Genomic DNA, 12,419 nt, shown 5'->3' on the forward strand with positions numbered 1-12,419 from the left:
TAGCGGTTTTCCGATAAGATCATGTGCAAGAGATAAAAGCGAAGTAGAGACGAGACAATGAACATCAATAAATCTGCCACTCCTCCGCTTGCGCCCGAGCTGATCGAACAATTCCGCAAGATCGTCGGCGACCGCCACGCGATCACGGATGCGGCCGACATCGAGGCTTACGTCACCGAAGAGCGCAACCTGTTCCACGGCCGCTCGCCGCTGGTGCTGCGGCCGGGCTCAACCGCGGAGGTCGCCGCGATCTGCAAGCTCGCTTCCGCGCACAGAATCGCGCTGGTGCCGCAGGGCGGCAACACCGGGCTCGTCGGCGGCCAGACCCCGCACAATGGCGAGGTGGTGGTGTCGCTGCGGCGGCTGGACAAGATCCGCGAGATCGATACCGCCTCCAACACCATGACCTGTGAGGCCGGCGTGGTGCTGCAAATCGCGCAGCAGAAGGCGGCCGAGGTGGACCGGCTGTTTCCGCTCTCGCTCGGCGCCGAAGGGAGCTGCACCATCGGCGGCAATCTCTCGACCAATGCCGGCGGCACCGCCGCGCTCGCCTATGGCGTCGCGCGCGAGATGGCGCTGGGGCTCGAGGTCGTGCTCGCCGACGGGCGCGTGCTCAACGTGCTGTCGAAGCTGAAGAAGGACAATACCGGCTACAATCTGCACAACCTCTTCATCGGCGCCGAAGGCACGCTCGGCATCATCACGGCGGCGACGCTCAAGCTGTTCCCGAAGCCGCGGGCGGTCGAGACCGCCTTCGTCGGGCTGAAGTCGCCGGCGGCGGCGCTCAAGCTGCTGACGATCGCGCAAGGCGAAGCCGCGAACGCGCTGACGAGCTTCGAGCTGCTCTCGGAGATGGCGGTCGACTTCTCGATCCGCCACGGCATCGACGTGCGCGATCCGCTGGAAGCGAAGCATCCCTGGTACGTGCTGATGGAATTGTCCTCCCCCGGCGAGGATGCCCGCACGCCGCTGGAGGCGATCCTGACCCGCGCCATGGAGGACGAGATCGTCGACGACGCCGTGATCGCGGCCAACCTCACCCAGCGCGCCGGCTTCTGGAAACTGCGCGACGAGATGTCGGCGGCGCAGAAGCCGGAGGGCGGCTCGATCAAGCACGACATCTCCGTGCCCGTCGCCGCCGTGCCCGCCTTCATCGACGAGGCCAATGCCGCTGCGGTCAAGCTGATCCCCGGCGCGCGGCCGGTGCCGTTCGGCCATCTCGGCGACGGCAACCTGCACTACAATGTCAGCCAGCCGGTCGGCGCCAACACCGCGGACTATCTGGCGCGCTGGCACGAGATGAACGCGGTGGTGTTCGAGATCGTGCTGCGCATGGGCGGCTCGATCTCCGCCGAGCACGGCATCGGCGTGCTCAAGCGCGACGAGCTTCCCGAGGTAAAGGACAAGACCGCGATCGAGCTGATGCGCGCCATCAAGGCGATGCTCGACCCGCTCGGCATCATGAATCCGGGGAAGGTGCTGTGAGCGTCTCACTTACGATCGAAGCGATCACCGACGCCGACGTCGAGCCGGTCGTCGTGCTGTGGCAGCGCTGCGGCCTGACGCGGCCCTGGAACGACCCGCATGCCGACATCGCGCTGGCGCGGCGGCGCGAGAACTCGACCGTGCTGGTCGGCCGCGATGGCAGCGCGATCGTCGCCACCGTCATGGTCGGCCATGACGGCCATCGCGGCTGGGTCTATTACGTCGCCGTCGATCCCGACAGCCGCAAGCGCGGTCTTGGCCGGGTGATCATGGCGGCGGCCGAGGACTGGCTGCGCCAGGCGGGCATCGCAAAGCTCCAGCTCCTGGTCCGCCGCGAGAACGCGCAGGCCAATGCGTTCTACCAGTCGCTGGGCTTCGAGGAATCCACCTCGGTGATGTTCCAGAAGTGGCTCGACGGCCGCGGGCCGACGCCGTAAGGCTCAACCTGGATGCGGCCGCGAACGCAGCTGCGCTCCCTCGCCCCGTTCTTACGGGGAGAGGGTTGGGGTGAGGGGCATCTCTCCGCGCGCGAGACCTGTCGAGGGACCTGTACCCCCTCACCCGGATCGCACCGGACGATGCTTCGCATCGCCGAGGCGATCCGACCTCTCCCCGCAAGCGGGGAGAGGTGAAGACAACAGAGAGTGAATCATGACCATTTCCGACCGCGTCCGCATCAAGGACGTCCGCGTGCTCTCGGACAACTGGACCACCCTGAAGAACACCACGTTCGAATACCAGCGCGCCAATGGCGAGTGGCAGACGCAGCACCGGGAAACCTATGAGCGCGACAACGCCGCCGCCGTGCTGCCCTATAATCGCGCACGGCGCACCGTGATCCTGGTGCGCCAGTTCCGCCTGCCGGCGTTCATCCGCGGCTACGACGATCTCCTGATCGAGGCGGCCGCCGGCGTGCTCGACGACGCCTCCCCCGAGGTGCGCATCCGCGCCGAGGCCGAGGAGGAAACCGGCTATCGCCTGCACCACGTCCACAAGGTGTTCGAGGCGTTCATGAGCCCGGGCGCGGTGACCGAGAAGCTGCATTTCTTCGTCGCCGAATACGAGCCGGAGATGCGCGTCAGCGACGGCGGGGGCCTCGAGCATGAGGGCGAGGACATCGAAGTGCTCGAGCTTTCCATCGAGGAGGCGCTGGCGATGATCGCGGACGGACGGATCATCGACGCCAAGGCGATCATGCTGCTGCAATACGCGGCGCTGCATATTTTTCGGTAGGTGATTTCTTCACCTCGCCCCGCTTGCGGGGAGAGCATAGGCCGCCTAGGCGGCCGTTCTTAGAAACGCCGAAGCAGAGCTTCGGCTATGCGCGAAGCGATCGGGTGAGGGGGAGCCTCCGCGAATCCAACTCTCACCACCCTCGCGGAGGCTCCCCCTCACCCCAACCCTCTCCCCGCAAGCGGGGCGAGGGAGCGCACCTGCCGCGCGGCAGCCATTGCGCAATGCAATTCTGGCCTGCGCCGCCTCTCCCCCCGTTGAGCTAATCGCCGACTATCTCTAGTCTGGCCCCAACCAAGAACCAGGAGACGCGCCCCATGTCCGCTTCGCGCGACGACGAATTCGGCTTTGCGCCCGACTATGACTCTCCCGTCCCCTACATGCAGCGCACCCGGGACTATTACGCCGCGATCGGCTACACCACGGCGTACCGCTGGGCGCATCATGTCGAGGCGCCGTTCCAGCCGCTGAAGAAACAGCTTTCGCAATCGCGCGTCACCATCATCACCACGGCTGCGCCGTTCGATCCGACCAAGGGCGACCAGGGGCCGGGCGCGGCGTACAATGGCAGCGCGAAATTCTACCAGGTCTACGACGGCGACACCGCCGAGCAGCACGATTTGCGCATCTCGCATATCGGCTACGACCGCAAGCACACCTCGGCGACCGACAGCGGCACCTGGTTTCCGCTGCCGCAGCTCCTGAAGGCATCCGCCGCGGGCCGGATCGGCGAAGTGGCTCCGCGCTTCTTCGGCGCGCCGACCAATCGCAGCCATCGCGTCACCCTCGACACCGACGCGCCGGAGATTCTGGCGCGCTGCCTTGCCGACAAGGTCGATGCCGCGGTGCTGGTGCCGAACTGCCCGGTCTGCCACCAGACCACCGCGCTGGTGGCGCGGCATCTGGAGCGGAACGGCATTCCGACCGTGATCATGGGCTGCGCCAAGGACATTATCGAGCACGCCGCCGTGCCGCGCTTCCTGTTCTCCGACTTCCCGCTCGGCAATTCCGCCGGCAAGCCGCACGACGTCACCTCGCAGGCGCAGACGCTCGAGCTGGCGTTTCGGCTGCTCGAGACCGCGAGCGGCCCGCAGACGACGATGCAGTCGCCGCTGCGCTGGAGCGAGGACGCCTCCTGGAAGCTCGACTACAACAATGTCGCGCAGCTCTCGCCGGAAGAGCTGGCGCGCCGCCGCGCCGAATTCGACAAGCAGAAGGAGATCGCGCGCGGCAACCGCGCCGCCTGACGTCCTCCGACAACCAAAACAAAAAGGGAGAGCGACGTGACGCGACCGTTCGAGGGCGTGAAGATCCTGGATTTCACGCAAGTGCTGGCCGGCCCCTATGCGAGCTACCAGCTCGCGCTGCTGGGTGCCGAAATCATCAAGGTCGAGCGGCGCGAGGGCGAGGACATGCGCCGCACGCCGCTCAGCCGTGAATGGGCCGAGCGCGGGCTGGCGCCGGCGTTCCAGGCCATCAACGGCAACAAGCGCAGCCTGACGCTCGATTTGCAGAAGCCCGAAGCGATCGCCATCGTGAAGAAGCTTGCCGCCCAGGTCGACGTCGTCATGGAAAACTTCCGCCCGGGCGTGATGGACAAGCTCGGCATCGGCTATGAGGCGCTGTCCACGATCAATCCAAAGCTGATCTATTGTGCCGTATCAGGCTTCGGCCAGACCGGCCCGGACCGTTTGCGGCCCGGCTATGACGGCAAGATGCAGGCGCTGTCCGGCATCATGGCGATCACGGGCCACCCCCAGACGGGACCGACGCGCGCGGGCTTTGCGGTCTGCGACGTGCTCTCGGGCGCCACGGCTGCGTTCGGCGTGTCGAGCGCGCTGTACCAGCGCGACCGCACCGGCACGGGGCAGCTCATTGATGTCTCGATGCTGGAGGCGACGATGGCGTTTCTGTCAGGACAGATCGCGGACTGGTCGGTCGCCGGCCATCGCCAGCAGCTGTCGGGCAATCAAGCCGTGAGCCGCCGGACCACGGCGAATTTGTTCAAATGCGGCGACGGCCACATCCTGCTCGCCGTCAACAACGAGAAGCAGTACCGCGCGCTGATGAGCGCGCTCGGCCGCGAGGATACGCTCGCCGATCCGCGCTTTGCCGACTGGTTCGCGCGCAACGAGAACGAGCCGGCGCTGCGCGCCATCATCGAGGCGGCGCTCGCGAAGAAGCCGGCGCGCGAGTGGGAGACGATTCTCGAAGACGCCGGAGCGCCCTGCGCCAGCATCTGGAAGGTCGAGGAAGTGATCGATCATCCGCAGATCAAGGCGCGCGGTGCGATCCAGGAGCTGGATACGCCCTATGGCCGCCTGCGTTTTGCCGGCAGCGGATTCAAGCTCGCGCATGGCGGCGGCAAGCTGGACCGGATGGCACCGGAGCTGGGCGCGGATACGGATGCGGTGCTGGGGGAGCTGGGGTTCGACGCGACGGAGATCGCGGCGTTGAGGGCAAGGGAGATTGTGTGACAGCTGGAGCTACAAACTCTCCTGTCGTCCCGGCGAAGGCCGGGACCCATAACCACCGAATTCAATTTGGCGAAGATTGCCCACCACCATCTCGTGCCACAACTGCTCCCTGGGGGTATGGGTCCCGGCCTTCGCCGGGACGACAGTACGTTTTGTAGCTCCAGCCGCAGCTAAAACAGCGATCCCTGCCCGTCATCCGCCGATCCCGCCGCCGCCTTCCGCACCGCGCGTTTCGGCTTCGACGCCTCCACCTCCGCCTCGATCTCCTCCGCGCTGATCGGCAAGAGCAGCTGATCGTCGTCATTGGCGACGCGGTTGACGCGGGTGGAAACCGGGTGCCAGGCGAATTCGCCGATGCGCGGCGCGGTCATCAGCGGCAGGATCGCGTCGACCTCGTCGCCGCTGATGTCGAGCCAGCGCTCGAAATCACGCGGGCTGATGGTGACGGGCACGCGGTCATGCAGCGCGGCAAGGTCCTCGCCCGCCGCCGCCGTGACGATCGCGACCGTGTCGAGCTCTTCGCCGTTCGGCCCGACCCAGGTCTCGAACACCGCGGCAAAGCCGAGCGGTGCGCCGTCCGCCCGATGGATGAAGAACGGCTGCTTGCGGCCATCCACCGCCTTCCATTCGTAGTACCCGTCGGCCGGGATCAGGCCGCGGCGGCGGCGAATCGCGCGTTTGAAGGCGGGCTTCTCCAGCACCGTCTCCGAGCGGGCGTTGATCAGGAGCGTAAAGCCTTTGGGATCCTTGACCCAGCCCGGCAGCAGACCCCAGCGCATCAGGCGGAAATGGCGCGCGCCGTTCTCGACCAGCACGACCGGAATCGGTTGCGTCGGGGCGACATTGTACCGGGGCGGGAAATTCGGCTGCTCGACATAGCCGAACAGTTGCCGCAAAGCCGCGGGGGCCGAAGTTATGACGAAGCGTCCACACATCCTTGGGCGTCTCTATAGGGTCCGTTCAGGTCCTTTTAACCCCGAACGTTAACACTGCGGCGGATGAGCTCAATGGCCTCCCAACCCGCGCGGGCGCATGTACAGACGGGCCCCGAGGCTGCGGCCTGGGCCGAACGGCTGCGCGTGGCCAACATCAACCCGCGGACCGGGCTTGCCACCGACTATCTCAACCATTTCAATGAAGCCGTGATGCTGCTCGAAATGGTCCCGGACATGCCGGAATGCGCCGATGACTTTCTGACCTGGTCGCCGCTGTCCTATGCCGAGCATTTCACGGCGTCGAACTTCAAGGCGCGCGACCTCGCCATCGAAGCCTATGAGAAGGCCGATCCCGGCGTGCGCGCGCAGTTCGACCACATCACCGACACCATGACCTCGATTCTATCAGCGGTCGGCTCGGCCATGCGCGAGGTCGAGAAGGACACGACCCGCGTCCGCCTGGCCGAGCAGGCCACCCTCTGGGTCAAGCCGCTGATCGCCGCCTGCGGCGGCATCATCAATGGCGGCGCCGAAGCCGACGTCGACACCATCATGGCGAACTGAGCCAGGTCCTTTAAGAAAATGTCCGCAGTCGTCCAGCCCCAGCGTCCCCAGATCGCGGTCAGCGCGGCGATTTTTCGTGATGGCAAGGTACTTCTGACCCGCCGCGCCCGCTCGCCCGCCAAGGGGTTCTATTCGCTGCCCGGCGGCCGGGTCGAGTTCGGCGAATCGCTGCACCAGGCGCTCAAGCGCGAGGTGGACGAGGAAACCGGGCTCGAGATCGAGATCATGGGCCTTGCCGGCTGGCGCGAGGTGCTGCCGGCCACGGCCGGCGCCGGCCATTACCTGATCATGTCCTTTGCCGCCCGCTGGGCGGCCCGGGAGCCGGTTTTGAACGACGAGCTCGACGACTACCGCTGGATCGCCCCGGATGCCCTGGCGAGCCTCGGCGACCTCAAGCTGACCGGGGGGCTGGAGGAGGTCATCCAGTCCGCCCACCGGCTGATCGGCCCCTGACGGCCCGCCTTGCGCCCGCCGCCCCGAGGGGGCATACACCCCGCCGATGTCCACGCGATTTCTGGCCATTTTCGCCCTGATTCTCGCCTGCGCCTCCGCGCCCGCCCGGGCCCAGGACGTGGCGGCGCCGTTTGACGCCGATTTGCAGCGGCTGGCGGAGATCCTCGGCGGCCTGCACTACCTGCGCGGTATCTGCGGGTCCAACGAGGGCAACAAATGGCGCAGCGAGATGCAGGCGCTGATCGATGCCGAAACCCCCTCCGGCGAGCGCCGCACCCGCATGATCGCCGGATTCAACCGCGGCTATAACGGTTTTCAGCAAACCTACCGGAGCTGCACGCCGGCCGCCACCGTCGCGATCCGCCGCTACATCGAGGAAGGCGCGAAGATCTCGCGCGACCTGACGGCACGCTACGCGAACTGAACTCTCTCCGTCATTCCGGGGCGCGCGCAGCGCGAGCCCGGAATCCATCAGGCCGCAGAGTTGGTGGCACGATGGATTCCGGGCTCGCGACTTCGTCGCGCCCCGGAATGACGGCGATCGGAACCCTGTCATCGTCTTTGTTCACAGCCATTAACCGTTCTTAAAGATGTAGCCTAGCGGGCGTTAATTCGCGTGCTACACCACTCGCACAGCGCATCGCCGTGGATCGCGCCCAGCCTGATCGAGTTTCATGAGCCAGCCGATTTCCTACGCCCCCGCCCGCGCGCCGCTGCCCGACCACGAGCAGAAACAGGCCGCACTGAGCTATCTCAACGAGGCCTGGGCCGAAGCGCGCCACGACGGCGTCGACGGCGACTGCCTGGCGCAGGCAAGCCTGTTTGCGGCCTTTGCCGAACTCGTCGGCACCTATGGCGAGGACGCGGTAGCGAAGTTCGTCGAAGGCTTCCCCGGCCGGATCCGCAACGGCGAATTCTCCGTCGACATCTCCCGGCAGTAACGCCTTTTCGAAAATGACCCCGCCACGCGGGCGGGGCCAGTCTACGGATGAATGACTTTGCGACACATCGCGAAGTCTGCGGCGTTTATCGCACGGAAGCCGCTCCCTGCGGCCAAGCATTAGTCTCGCTGCGGGCGGGAGATATTCCCGATGCAATCGGGAATGCTACGGCACGACCTTGAGCCTCGCCTTCATGTTGGGATGAAAGCGGCAGTAATACTCCACCGTTCCCGCCTTCTTCACCACCGTCGTGCCTGATTTCTTCGCCGGCAGGTTCACGTCGAAGTCGCCGCTTCCAGCGGTTGCGGTGTGCGCGAATACGTCCTTGTTAATCCACTCGACAGTGTCGCCGACCCTCGCAGACGCATCATTCGGCGATATTTCGAGATTCTCCATCGTGATCTCTATTGTCGCGGCGCATGCCGGGACGACCATCGTTGCGAAGACGACCGCTATTGCGGTCGAACATACACGTCCCGGCATCATATCCGCTCCCCTATTTCAGCTCGGCCGCGACATGCTCGGCGTGCTGCTGATGGCCCTGGAATATCTTCAAACCGGTCTGCAACAGGCTCTTCAGCTCCGCATTGCTGGCAGAGGGAATGAGCTGGCTTTCCAGCGCGCCGTTGACCGCCTTGTGATAGGCGATCTCATTGGCGACATAGGCCTTGTCGAAGGCTGCGCCGTTCAGCTTGTCGAGCTCGGCAAGCTTGTCGCTCGCCTGCTTCGACAGCGTGCGGCTGGTGTCGTTGTCCTCGGGCGTGACGTTCAGCTTCTTGACCAGCGCGAGCGCCTGCTGGTTGACCGCCTCGTGGTCGCGCAGCATGTCCTCGGCGAATGCCTTGACGTCCTTGCTCTTGGCCTTTTTCTGCGCTTGCTTGGCCGCGTTGATGTCGATCACGCCTGCGGTGTAGGCGATGTGGGCGATCTGCGGATCGGTGGGCTTGTCGGCTGCGCTGGCGCCTTGCAGCAGCACAGGGCTCGACAACAAAGCGGCTGCGGCAATCGCCGCGGTCCATCGGATGACCATGGTTTGACACTCCTGTGGTGCCGGACGTTCTGCCGGCGCGTTGCTTCACAGGGATTGGATGGGACTTTTGCGCAAACGTTCCCGAAAAACTTTAGCCGCCGACGCCTAGCCGCTTCAGCACTGACACGGTCAGGCGCTCGCAGCGCCACCCGGCGAACGGGAACGCATCCATCACCACCGGACCGATCTCCTTCTCGACGTTCTCGCGCAGCATGGTGCGCGCACGGTGCAGCCGCGTCTTCACGGTCTCGGGCTTGACGCCGAGCAGATCGGCGGTCTCCTCGATGTTCATCCCCTCCATGACGCGCGCGACGAAGACCATGCGGAAGACATCCGGCAGTTCGTCGATTGCGCGTTCGACGACGCGCTGGATTTCACGTTGGGCCATGGTCCTTTCCGGATCGCCTGCGGGAGAAACGGGAAATCTTATGATCTGCGCGTCGAGCGCCTCATCCGGCAGCGCGCCGAGCTCGACATGCGGCCTGCGGCTTCGCGCCCGGCCAAGCGCCTCGTTGATGGCAATGCGCGACAGCCAAGTCGACAGCCCGGATTCGCCCCTGAAGCCATCGAGATGGGTGAAGGCCCGGACATAGGTTTCCTGCACCACATCTTCGGCCTCGCTGTCGCTGCGCAAGATGCCGCGCGCGAGGCGGTAGAGCCTGCGGTTGTTGGCCTGCATGATCTCGCGCAGCGCGGCCTCGTCACGGCCCCGCGCGCGGTCGACCAGCTCGGCTTCCGATGCTCTGGCGCCGGCGGACAGGCCGGCTGCGGTCCGCTGCATGGTGGTCACCTGTTTCCATTCGTTCCGGACATTGGATGCAGGCGCGGGGAAAAGGTTCCCGATTTTCTTACCTTCCCCGCCGGGGTCCCTCCAGGGGAGGGTAAGAGCTAGTCCGTCTCGATCGGCAGTGCCGGATCCCTCGCCCATTCGCCCATGGAGGCATCGTACAGCGTCAGCTTGTCGTAGCCGAGCTGCGTCAGCAGGAACAGGTCGATCGTCGCCGAAATGCCGCCGCCGCAATAGCAGATCACATTCTTGTCGCGCGTGATGCCCTGGGCGGCGAATTTCGCTTCGGCGTCGGCAAGTGTCGTCAGCGTCTTGTCGGCGTTGGCGAGCGTGGCCGCCGGCACGTTGACGCTGCCGGGAACGCGGCCCGGCCGGCCGTAGCGGCTCGGCTCGAGGCCTTGATGAAATTGCGGCCCGAGCGCGTTGACGATCACGGTCGAGGGATCGCCGATCCGCGCCTTCACGGTGGTCTTGTCGACGAAGAAGCCAGCGCGCGGCGCGGCCTTGAAGGTGGTGGCGGGATAGCCCTTCGGCGCACCCGTCTCGACCGGCCGCCCCTCGTCCTTCCATTTGTCAAAACCGCCGTCGAGCACCAGTGCGTCGACGCCGAGCGCGCGCAGCATCCACCAGAACCGCGTCGACCACATCATCGTGCCGATGCTGTAGAGCACGATGGTCTTGCTCGCATCGAGGCCGTGCCGGCCGAAGGCGGCTTCGAGCTGGGCCACACCGGGCATCATGAAGAACTGCTGCGCGGACGTATCCGAGAACTCGCCTTGCAGATCGAGGAAATCGGCGCCGGGAATGTGGCCGGCCGCAAAGGTCTTGTCGCCGGGCACCGCGCGATACGGCACGTCGCTGCCTGGCGGCACAGGTTCGTTGTAGGTCGTGCAGTCGTAGAGGCGTAAGGCGGGATCGCCGAGCATGGCGGCGAGTTGCTCGGTGGAGATGAGGGATGTTGGCGTGGTCATCGTTGCTTCCCCACGTTCAAGTTGTCCGTCCCACGACACTGTCATTGCCCGCGAAGGTGGGCAATCCAGTATTCCAGAGGCAGCAAAATTTGAATCGAGGGGCCGCGGCGTACTGGATGCCCCGCCTTCGCGGGGCATGACAGCGGAGTGAACGGCGCAATATTGGCTACGCCTTCAGCGTCTCCAGAAACCGCACCGGCTCGCCTTGCGATGGCGTCACCAGTTCGCCCTGCCACATCACGCGGCGGCCGCGGATGAAGGTGCCGACGGGCCAGCCGGTGACGCGGACGCCGTCGTAAGGGGTCCAGCCGGCCTTGGACGCGACCCATTTGTTGGTGATGGTTTCGCTGCGCTTGAGGTCGACGACCGTGAAGTCGGCGTCGTAGCCTGCGGCAATGCGGCCCTTGCAGGCCATGTTGTAGAGACGCGCGGGGCCGGCGCTGGTGAGGTCGACGAAGCGGGCGAGCGACAGGCGGCCGGCATTGACGTGGTCGAGCATCAGCGGCACCAGCGTCTGCACGCCGGTCATGCCGGAGGGCGAGGCCGGATAGGTCTTCTGCTTTTCTTCCAGCGTATGCGGGGCATGATCGGAGCCGAGCACGTCGATGATGCCCTGCTCGATGCCGCGCCAGATGCCGGCGCGGTGATCGGCGCCGCGCACCGGCGGGTTCATCTGCGCCAGCGTGCCGAGCCGCTCGTAGCATTCGGGCGCGACCAGCGTGAGGTGATGCGGCGTCGCCTCGCACGATGCGACGTCCTTGTGGTCGCGCAGGAACTCGATCTCTTCCTTGGTCGAGATGTGCAGCACGTGGATGCGCTTGCCCGTCTCATGCGCGAGCTTGACCAGGCGCTGCGTCGCCATCAGCGCCGCAGTCTCGTCGCGCCAGACCGGATGCGAGCGCGGATCGCCCTCGATGCGCAGCGGCTTGCGCTCGTTGAGGCGGTATTCGTCCTCGGCGTGGAACGCGGCACGGCGGCGGATCACCTGGAAGATGCGGCGCAGGCTCTCGTCGTCCTCCACCAGCAGCGCGCCGGTCGAGGAGCCGATGAACACTTTCACGCCGGCACAACCCGGCGCGCGCTCCAGCACCGGCAGGTCCTGCACGTTCTCGCGGGTGCCGCCGATGAAGAAGGCGAAGTCGCAATGCATGCGGTGATGGGCGCGCTTCACCTTGTCGGTGAAGGCTGCCTCCGTCACGGTGAGCGGCGATGTGTTCGGCATCTCGAACACCGCGGTGACGCCGCCCATCACGGCGCTGCGCGAGCCGGTCTCGAGGTCTTCCTTCTGCTCCAGCCCCGGGTCGCGAAAATGCACCTGCGTGTCGATCACGCCGGGCAGGATGTGCAGGCCCTTGCAGTCGATCATTTCGGCGGCGGAGGCTTGCGACAGCGCACCGATCTCGGCGATGCGGCCGCCGGCAATGCCGATGTCGCGCAGGCCCTCGCCGTCCTGGTTGACGACGGTGCCGCCCCTGAGGATCACATCGAAACGCTGGGTCATGGCTGAAGGCCCCTCTCATCCCCAAGCGCAGGGCTCGAGGTC

General features: G+C 65.8%; 15 protein-coding genes. 9 read left to right on the forward strand and 6 right to left on the reverse strand.

All coding sequences use genetic code 11. The features are described from left to right. The first annotated feature begins 57 nt into the window (after positions 1-57). The 5 genes from BM118_RS22265 to BM118_RS22285 all read left to right on the forward strand — a co-directional run bounded on the left by BM118_RS22265 (position 58) and on the right by BM118_RS22285 (position 5,195). Positions 58-1,485: an FAD-binding oxidoreductase gene (locus tag BM118_RS22265; RefSeq protein WP_092187643.1), complete on the forward strand. Its 1,428-nt coding sequence runs from the start codon at positions 58-60 to the stop codon at positions 1,483-1,485. Then, positions 1,482-1,922: a GNAT family acetyltransferase gene (locus tag BM118_RS22270; RefSeq protein ID WP_092187644.1), complete on the forward strand. Its 441-nt coding sequence runs from the start codon at positions 1,482-1,484 to the stop codon at positions 1,920-1,922. The genes BM118_RS22265 and BM118_RS22270 overlap by 4 nt, the downstream gene beginning before the upstream one ends. 214 nt (positions 1,923-2,136) lie before the next feature. Next, positions 2,137-2,718 carry an NUDIX hydrolase gene (locus BM118_RS22275; protein ID WP_092187645.1) on the forward strand — a complete coding sequence of 194 codons (582 nt, stop codon included), beginning with the start codon at positions 2,137-2,139 and terminating at the stop codon, positions 2,716-2,718. A 317-nt stretch (positions 2,719-3,035) separates the two neighbouring features. Beyond that, positions 3,036-3,965 (forward strand): glycine/sarcosine/betaine reductase selenoprotein B family protein, encoded by a 930-nt coding sequence (locus tag BM118_RS22280; protein WP_092187646.1) that lies wholly within the window; start codon positions 3,036-3,038, stop codon positions 3,963-3,965. A 36-nt stretch (positions 3,966-4,001) separates the two neighbouring features. Next, positions 4,002-5,195 carry a CaiB/BaiF CoA transferase family protein gene (locus BM118_RS22285; protein WP_092187647.1) on the forward strand — a complete coding sequence of 398 codons (1,194 nt, stop codon included), beginning with the start codon at positions 4,002-4,004 and terminating at the stop codon, positions 5,193-5,195. A gap of 170 nt (positions 5,196-5,365) precedes the next feature. On the opposite strand, the gene BM118_RS22290 is transcribed toward BM118_RS22285, so the two are convergent. Then, complete coding sequence (locus tag BM118_RS22290) at positions 5,366-6,130, reverse strand: SOS response-associated peptidase (RefSeq protein ID WP_092187648.1); 765 nt, start codon at positions 6,128-6,130, stop codon at positions 5,366-5,368. A 63-nt stretch (positions 6,131-6,193) separates the two neighbouring features. Between BM118_RS22290 and BM118_RS22295 the strand changes: the two genes are divergently transcribed. From BM118_RS22295 to BM118_RS22310, 4 genes are all read left to right on the forward strand, one after another. Further along, positions 6,194-6,694 carry a hypothetical protein gene (locus tag BM118_RS22295; RefSeq protein WP_092187649.1) on the forward strand — a complete coding sequence of 167 codons (501 nt, stop codon included), beginning with the start codon at positions 6,194-6,196 and terminating at the stop codon, positions 6,692-6,694. A gap of 18 nt (positions 6,695-6,712) precedes the next feature. Then, complete coding sequence (locus BM118_RS22300) at positions 6,713-7,147, forward strand: NUDIX hydrolase (RefSeq protein WP_092187650.1); 435 nt, start codon at positions 6,713-6,715, stop codon at positions 7,145-7,147. A gap of 46 nt (positions 7,148-7,193) precedes the next feature. Continuing rightward, positions 7,194-7,571, forward strand: coding sequence for a TIGR02301 family protein (locus BM118_RS22305; protein ID WP_092187651.1), 378 nt, complete (start codon positions 7,194-7,196; stop codon positions 7,569-7,571). A 250-nt stretch (positions 7,572-7,821) separates the two neighbouring features. Beyond that, on the forward strand, positions 7,822-8,088 hold the full coding sequence (locus BM118_RS22310; RefSeq protein WP_008135624.1) for a hypothetical protein: 267 nt from the start codon (positions 7,822-7,824) through the stop codon (positions 8,086-8,088). A gap of 165 nt (positions 8,089-8,253) precedes the next feature. Here BM118_RS22310 and BM118_RS22315 read toward each other — a convergent pair whose 3' ends face one another. The 5 genes from BM118_RS22315 to BM118_RS22335 all read right to left on the reverse strand — a co-directional run bounded on the left by BM118_RS22315 (position 8,254) and on the right by BM118_RS22335 (position 12,377). Continuing rightward, positions 8,254-8,574, reverse strand: coding sequence for a cupredoxin domain-containing protein (locus BM118_RS22315; protein ID WP_441299761.1), 321 nt, complete (start codon positions 8,572-8,574; stop codon positions 8,254-8,256). A gap of 10 nt (positions 8,575-8,584) precedes the next feature. Further along, positions 8,585-9,118 carry a DUF4142 domain-containing protein gene (locus tag BM118_RS22320; RefSeq protein ID WP_092187652.1) on the reverse strand — a complete coding sequence of 178 codons (534 nt, stop codon included), beginning with the start codon at positions 9,116-9,118 and terminating at the stop codon, positions 8,585-8,587. A gap of 91 nt (positions 9,119-9,209) precedes the next feature. Then, on the reverse strand, positions 9,210-9,899 hold the full coding sequence (locus tag BM118_RS22325) for an RNA polymerase sigma factor (RefSeq protein WP_092187653.1): 690 nt from the start codon (positions 9,897-9,899) through the stop codon (positions 9,210-9,212). A 107-nt stretch (positions 9,900-10,006) separates the two neighbouring features. After that, entirely contained in the window at positions 10,007-10,876 is an 870-nt protein-coding gene (locus BM118_RS22330; protein WP_092187654.1) for a sulfurtransferase, read from the reverse strand. Between the two features lie 166 nt (positions 10,877-11,042). Then, positions 11,043-12,377 (reverse strand): dihydroorotase, encoded by a 1,335-nt coding sequence (locus BM118_RS22335; RefSeq protein ID WP_092187655.1) that lies wholly within the window; start codon positions 12,375-12,377, stop codon positions 11,043-11,045. Between the last annotated feature and the right edge of the window lie 42 nt (positions 12,378-12,419).

This window comes from Bradyrhizobium sp. cf659, assembly GCF_900113725.1.
Taxonomy (GTDB): domain Bacteria; phylum Pseudomonadota; class Alphaproteobacteria; order Rhizobiales; family Xanthobacteraceae; genus Bradyrhizobium.

Excerpts from the sequence above, each read along its gene's own strand:
- BM118_RS22275 (WP_092187645.1), top strand. The coding sequence starts at position 2,137 with ATGACCATTTCCGACCGCGTCCGCATCAAGGACGTCCGCGTGCTCTCG.
- BM118_RS22315 (WP_441299761.1), bottom strand. The coding sequence starts at position 8,574 with ATGATGCCGGGACGTGTATGTTCGACCGCAATAGCGGTCGTCTTCGCA.
- BM118_RS22325 (WP_092187653.1), bottom strand. The coding sequence starts at position 9,899 with ATGCAGCGGACCGCAGCCGGCCTGTCCGCCGGCGCCAGAGCATCGGAA.
- BM118_RS22265 (WP_092187643.1), top strand. The coding sequence starts at position 58 with ATGAACATCAATAAATCTGCCACTCCTCCGCTTGCGCCCGAGCTGATC.
- BM118_RS22320 (WP_092187652.1), bottom strand. The coding sequence starts at position 9,118 with ATGGTCATCCGATGGACCGCGGCGATTGCCGCAGCCGCTTTGTTGTCG.
- BM118_RS22335 (WP_092187655.1), bottom strand. The coding sequence starts at position 12,377 with ATGACCCAGCGTTTCGATGTGATCCTCAGGGGCGGCACCGTCGTCAAC.
- BM118_RS22295 (WP_092187649.1), top strand. The coding sequence starts at position 6,194 with ATGAGCTCAATGGCCTCCCAACCCGCGCGGGCGCATGTACAGACGGGC.
- BM118_RS22310 (WP_008135624.1), top strand. The coding sequence starts at position 7,822 with ATGAGCCAGCCGATTTCCTACGCCCCCGCCCGCGCGCCGCTGCCCGAC.
- BM118_RS22300 (WP_092187650.1), top strand. The coding sequence starts at position 6,713 with ATGTCCGCAGTCGTCCAGCCCCAGCGTCCCCAGATCGCGGTCAGCGCG.
- BM118_RS22290 (WP_092187648.1), bottom strand. The coding sequence starts at position 6,130 with ATGTGTGGACGCTTCGTCATAACTTCGGCCCCCGCGGCTTTGCGGCAA.
- BM118_RS22280 (WP_092187646.1), top strand. The coding sequence starts at position 3,036 with ATGTCCGCTTCGCGCGACGACGAATTCGGCTTTGCGCCCGACTATGAC.
- BM118_RS22305 (WP_092187651.1), top strand. The coding sequence starts at position 7,194 with ATGTCCACGCGATTTCTGGCCATTTTCGCCCTGATTCTCGCCTGCGCC.
- BM118_RS22330 (WP_092187654.1), bottom strand. The coding sequence starts at position 10,876 with ATGACCACGCCAACATCCCTCATCTCCACCGAGCAACTCGCCGCCATG.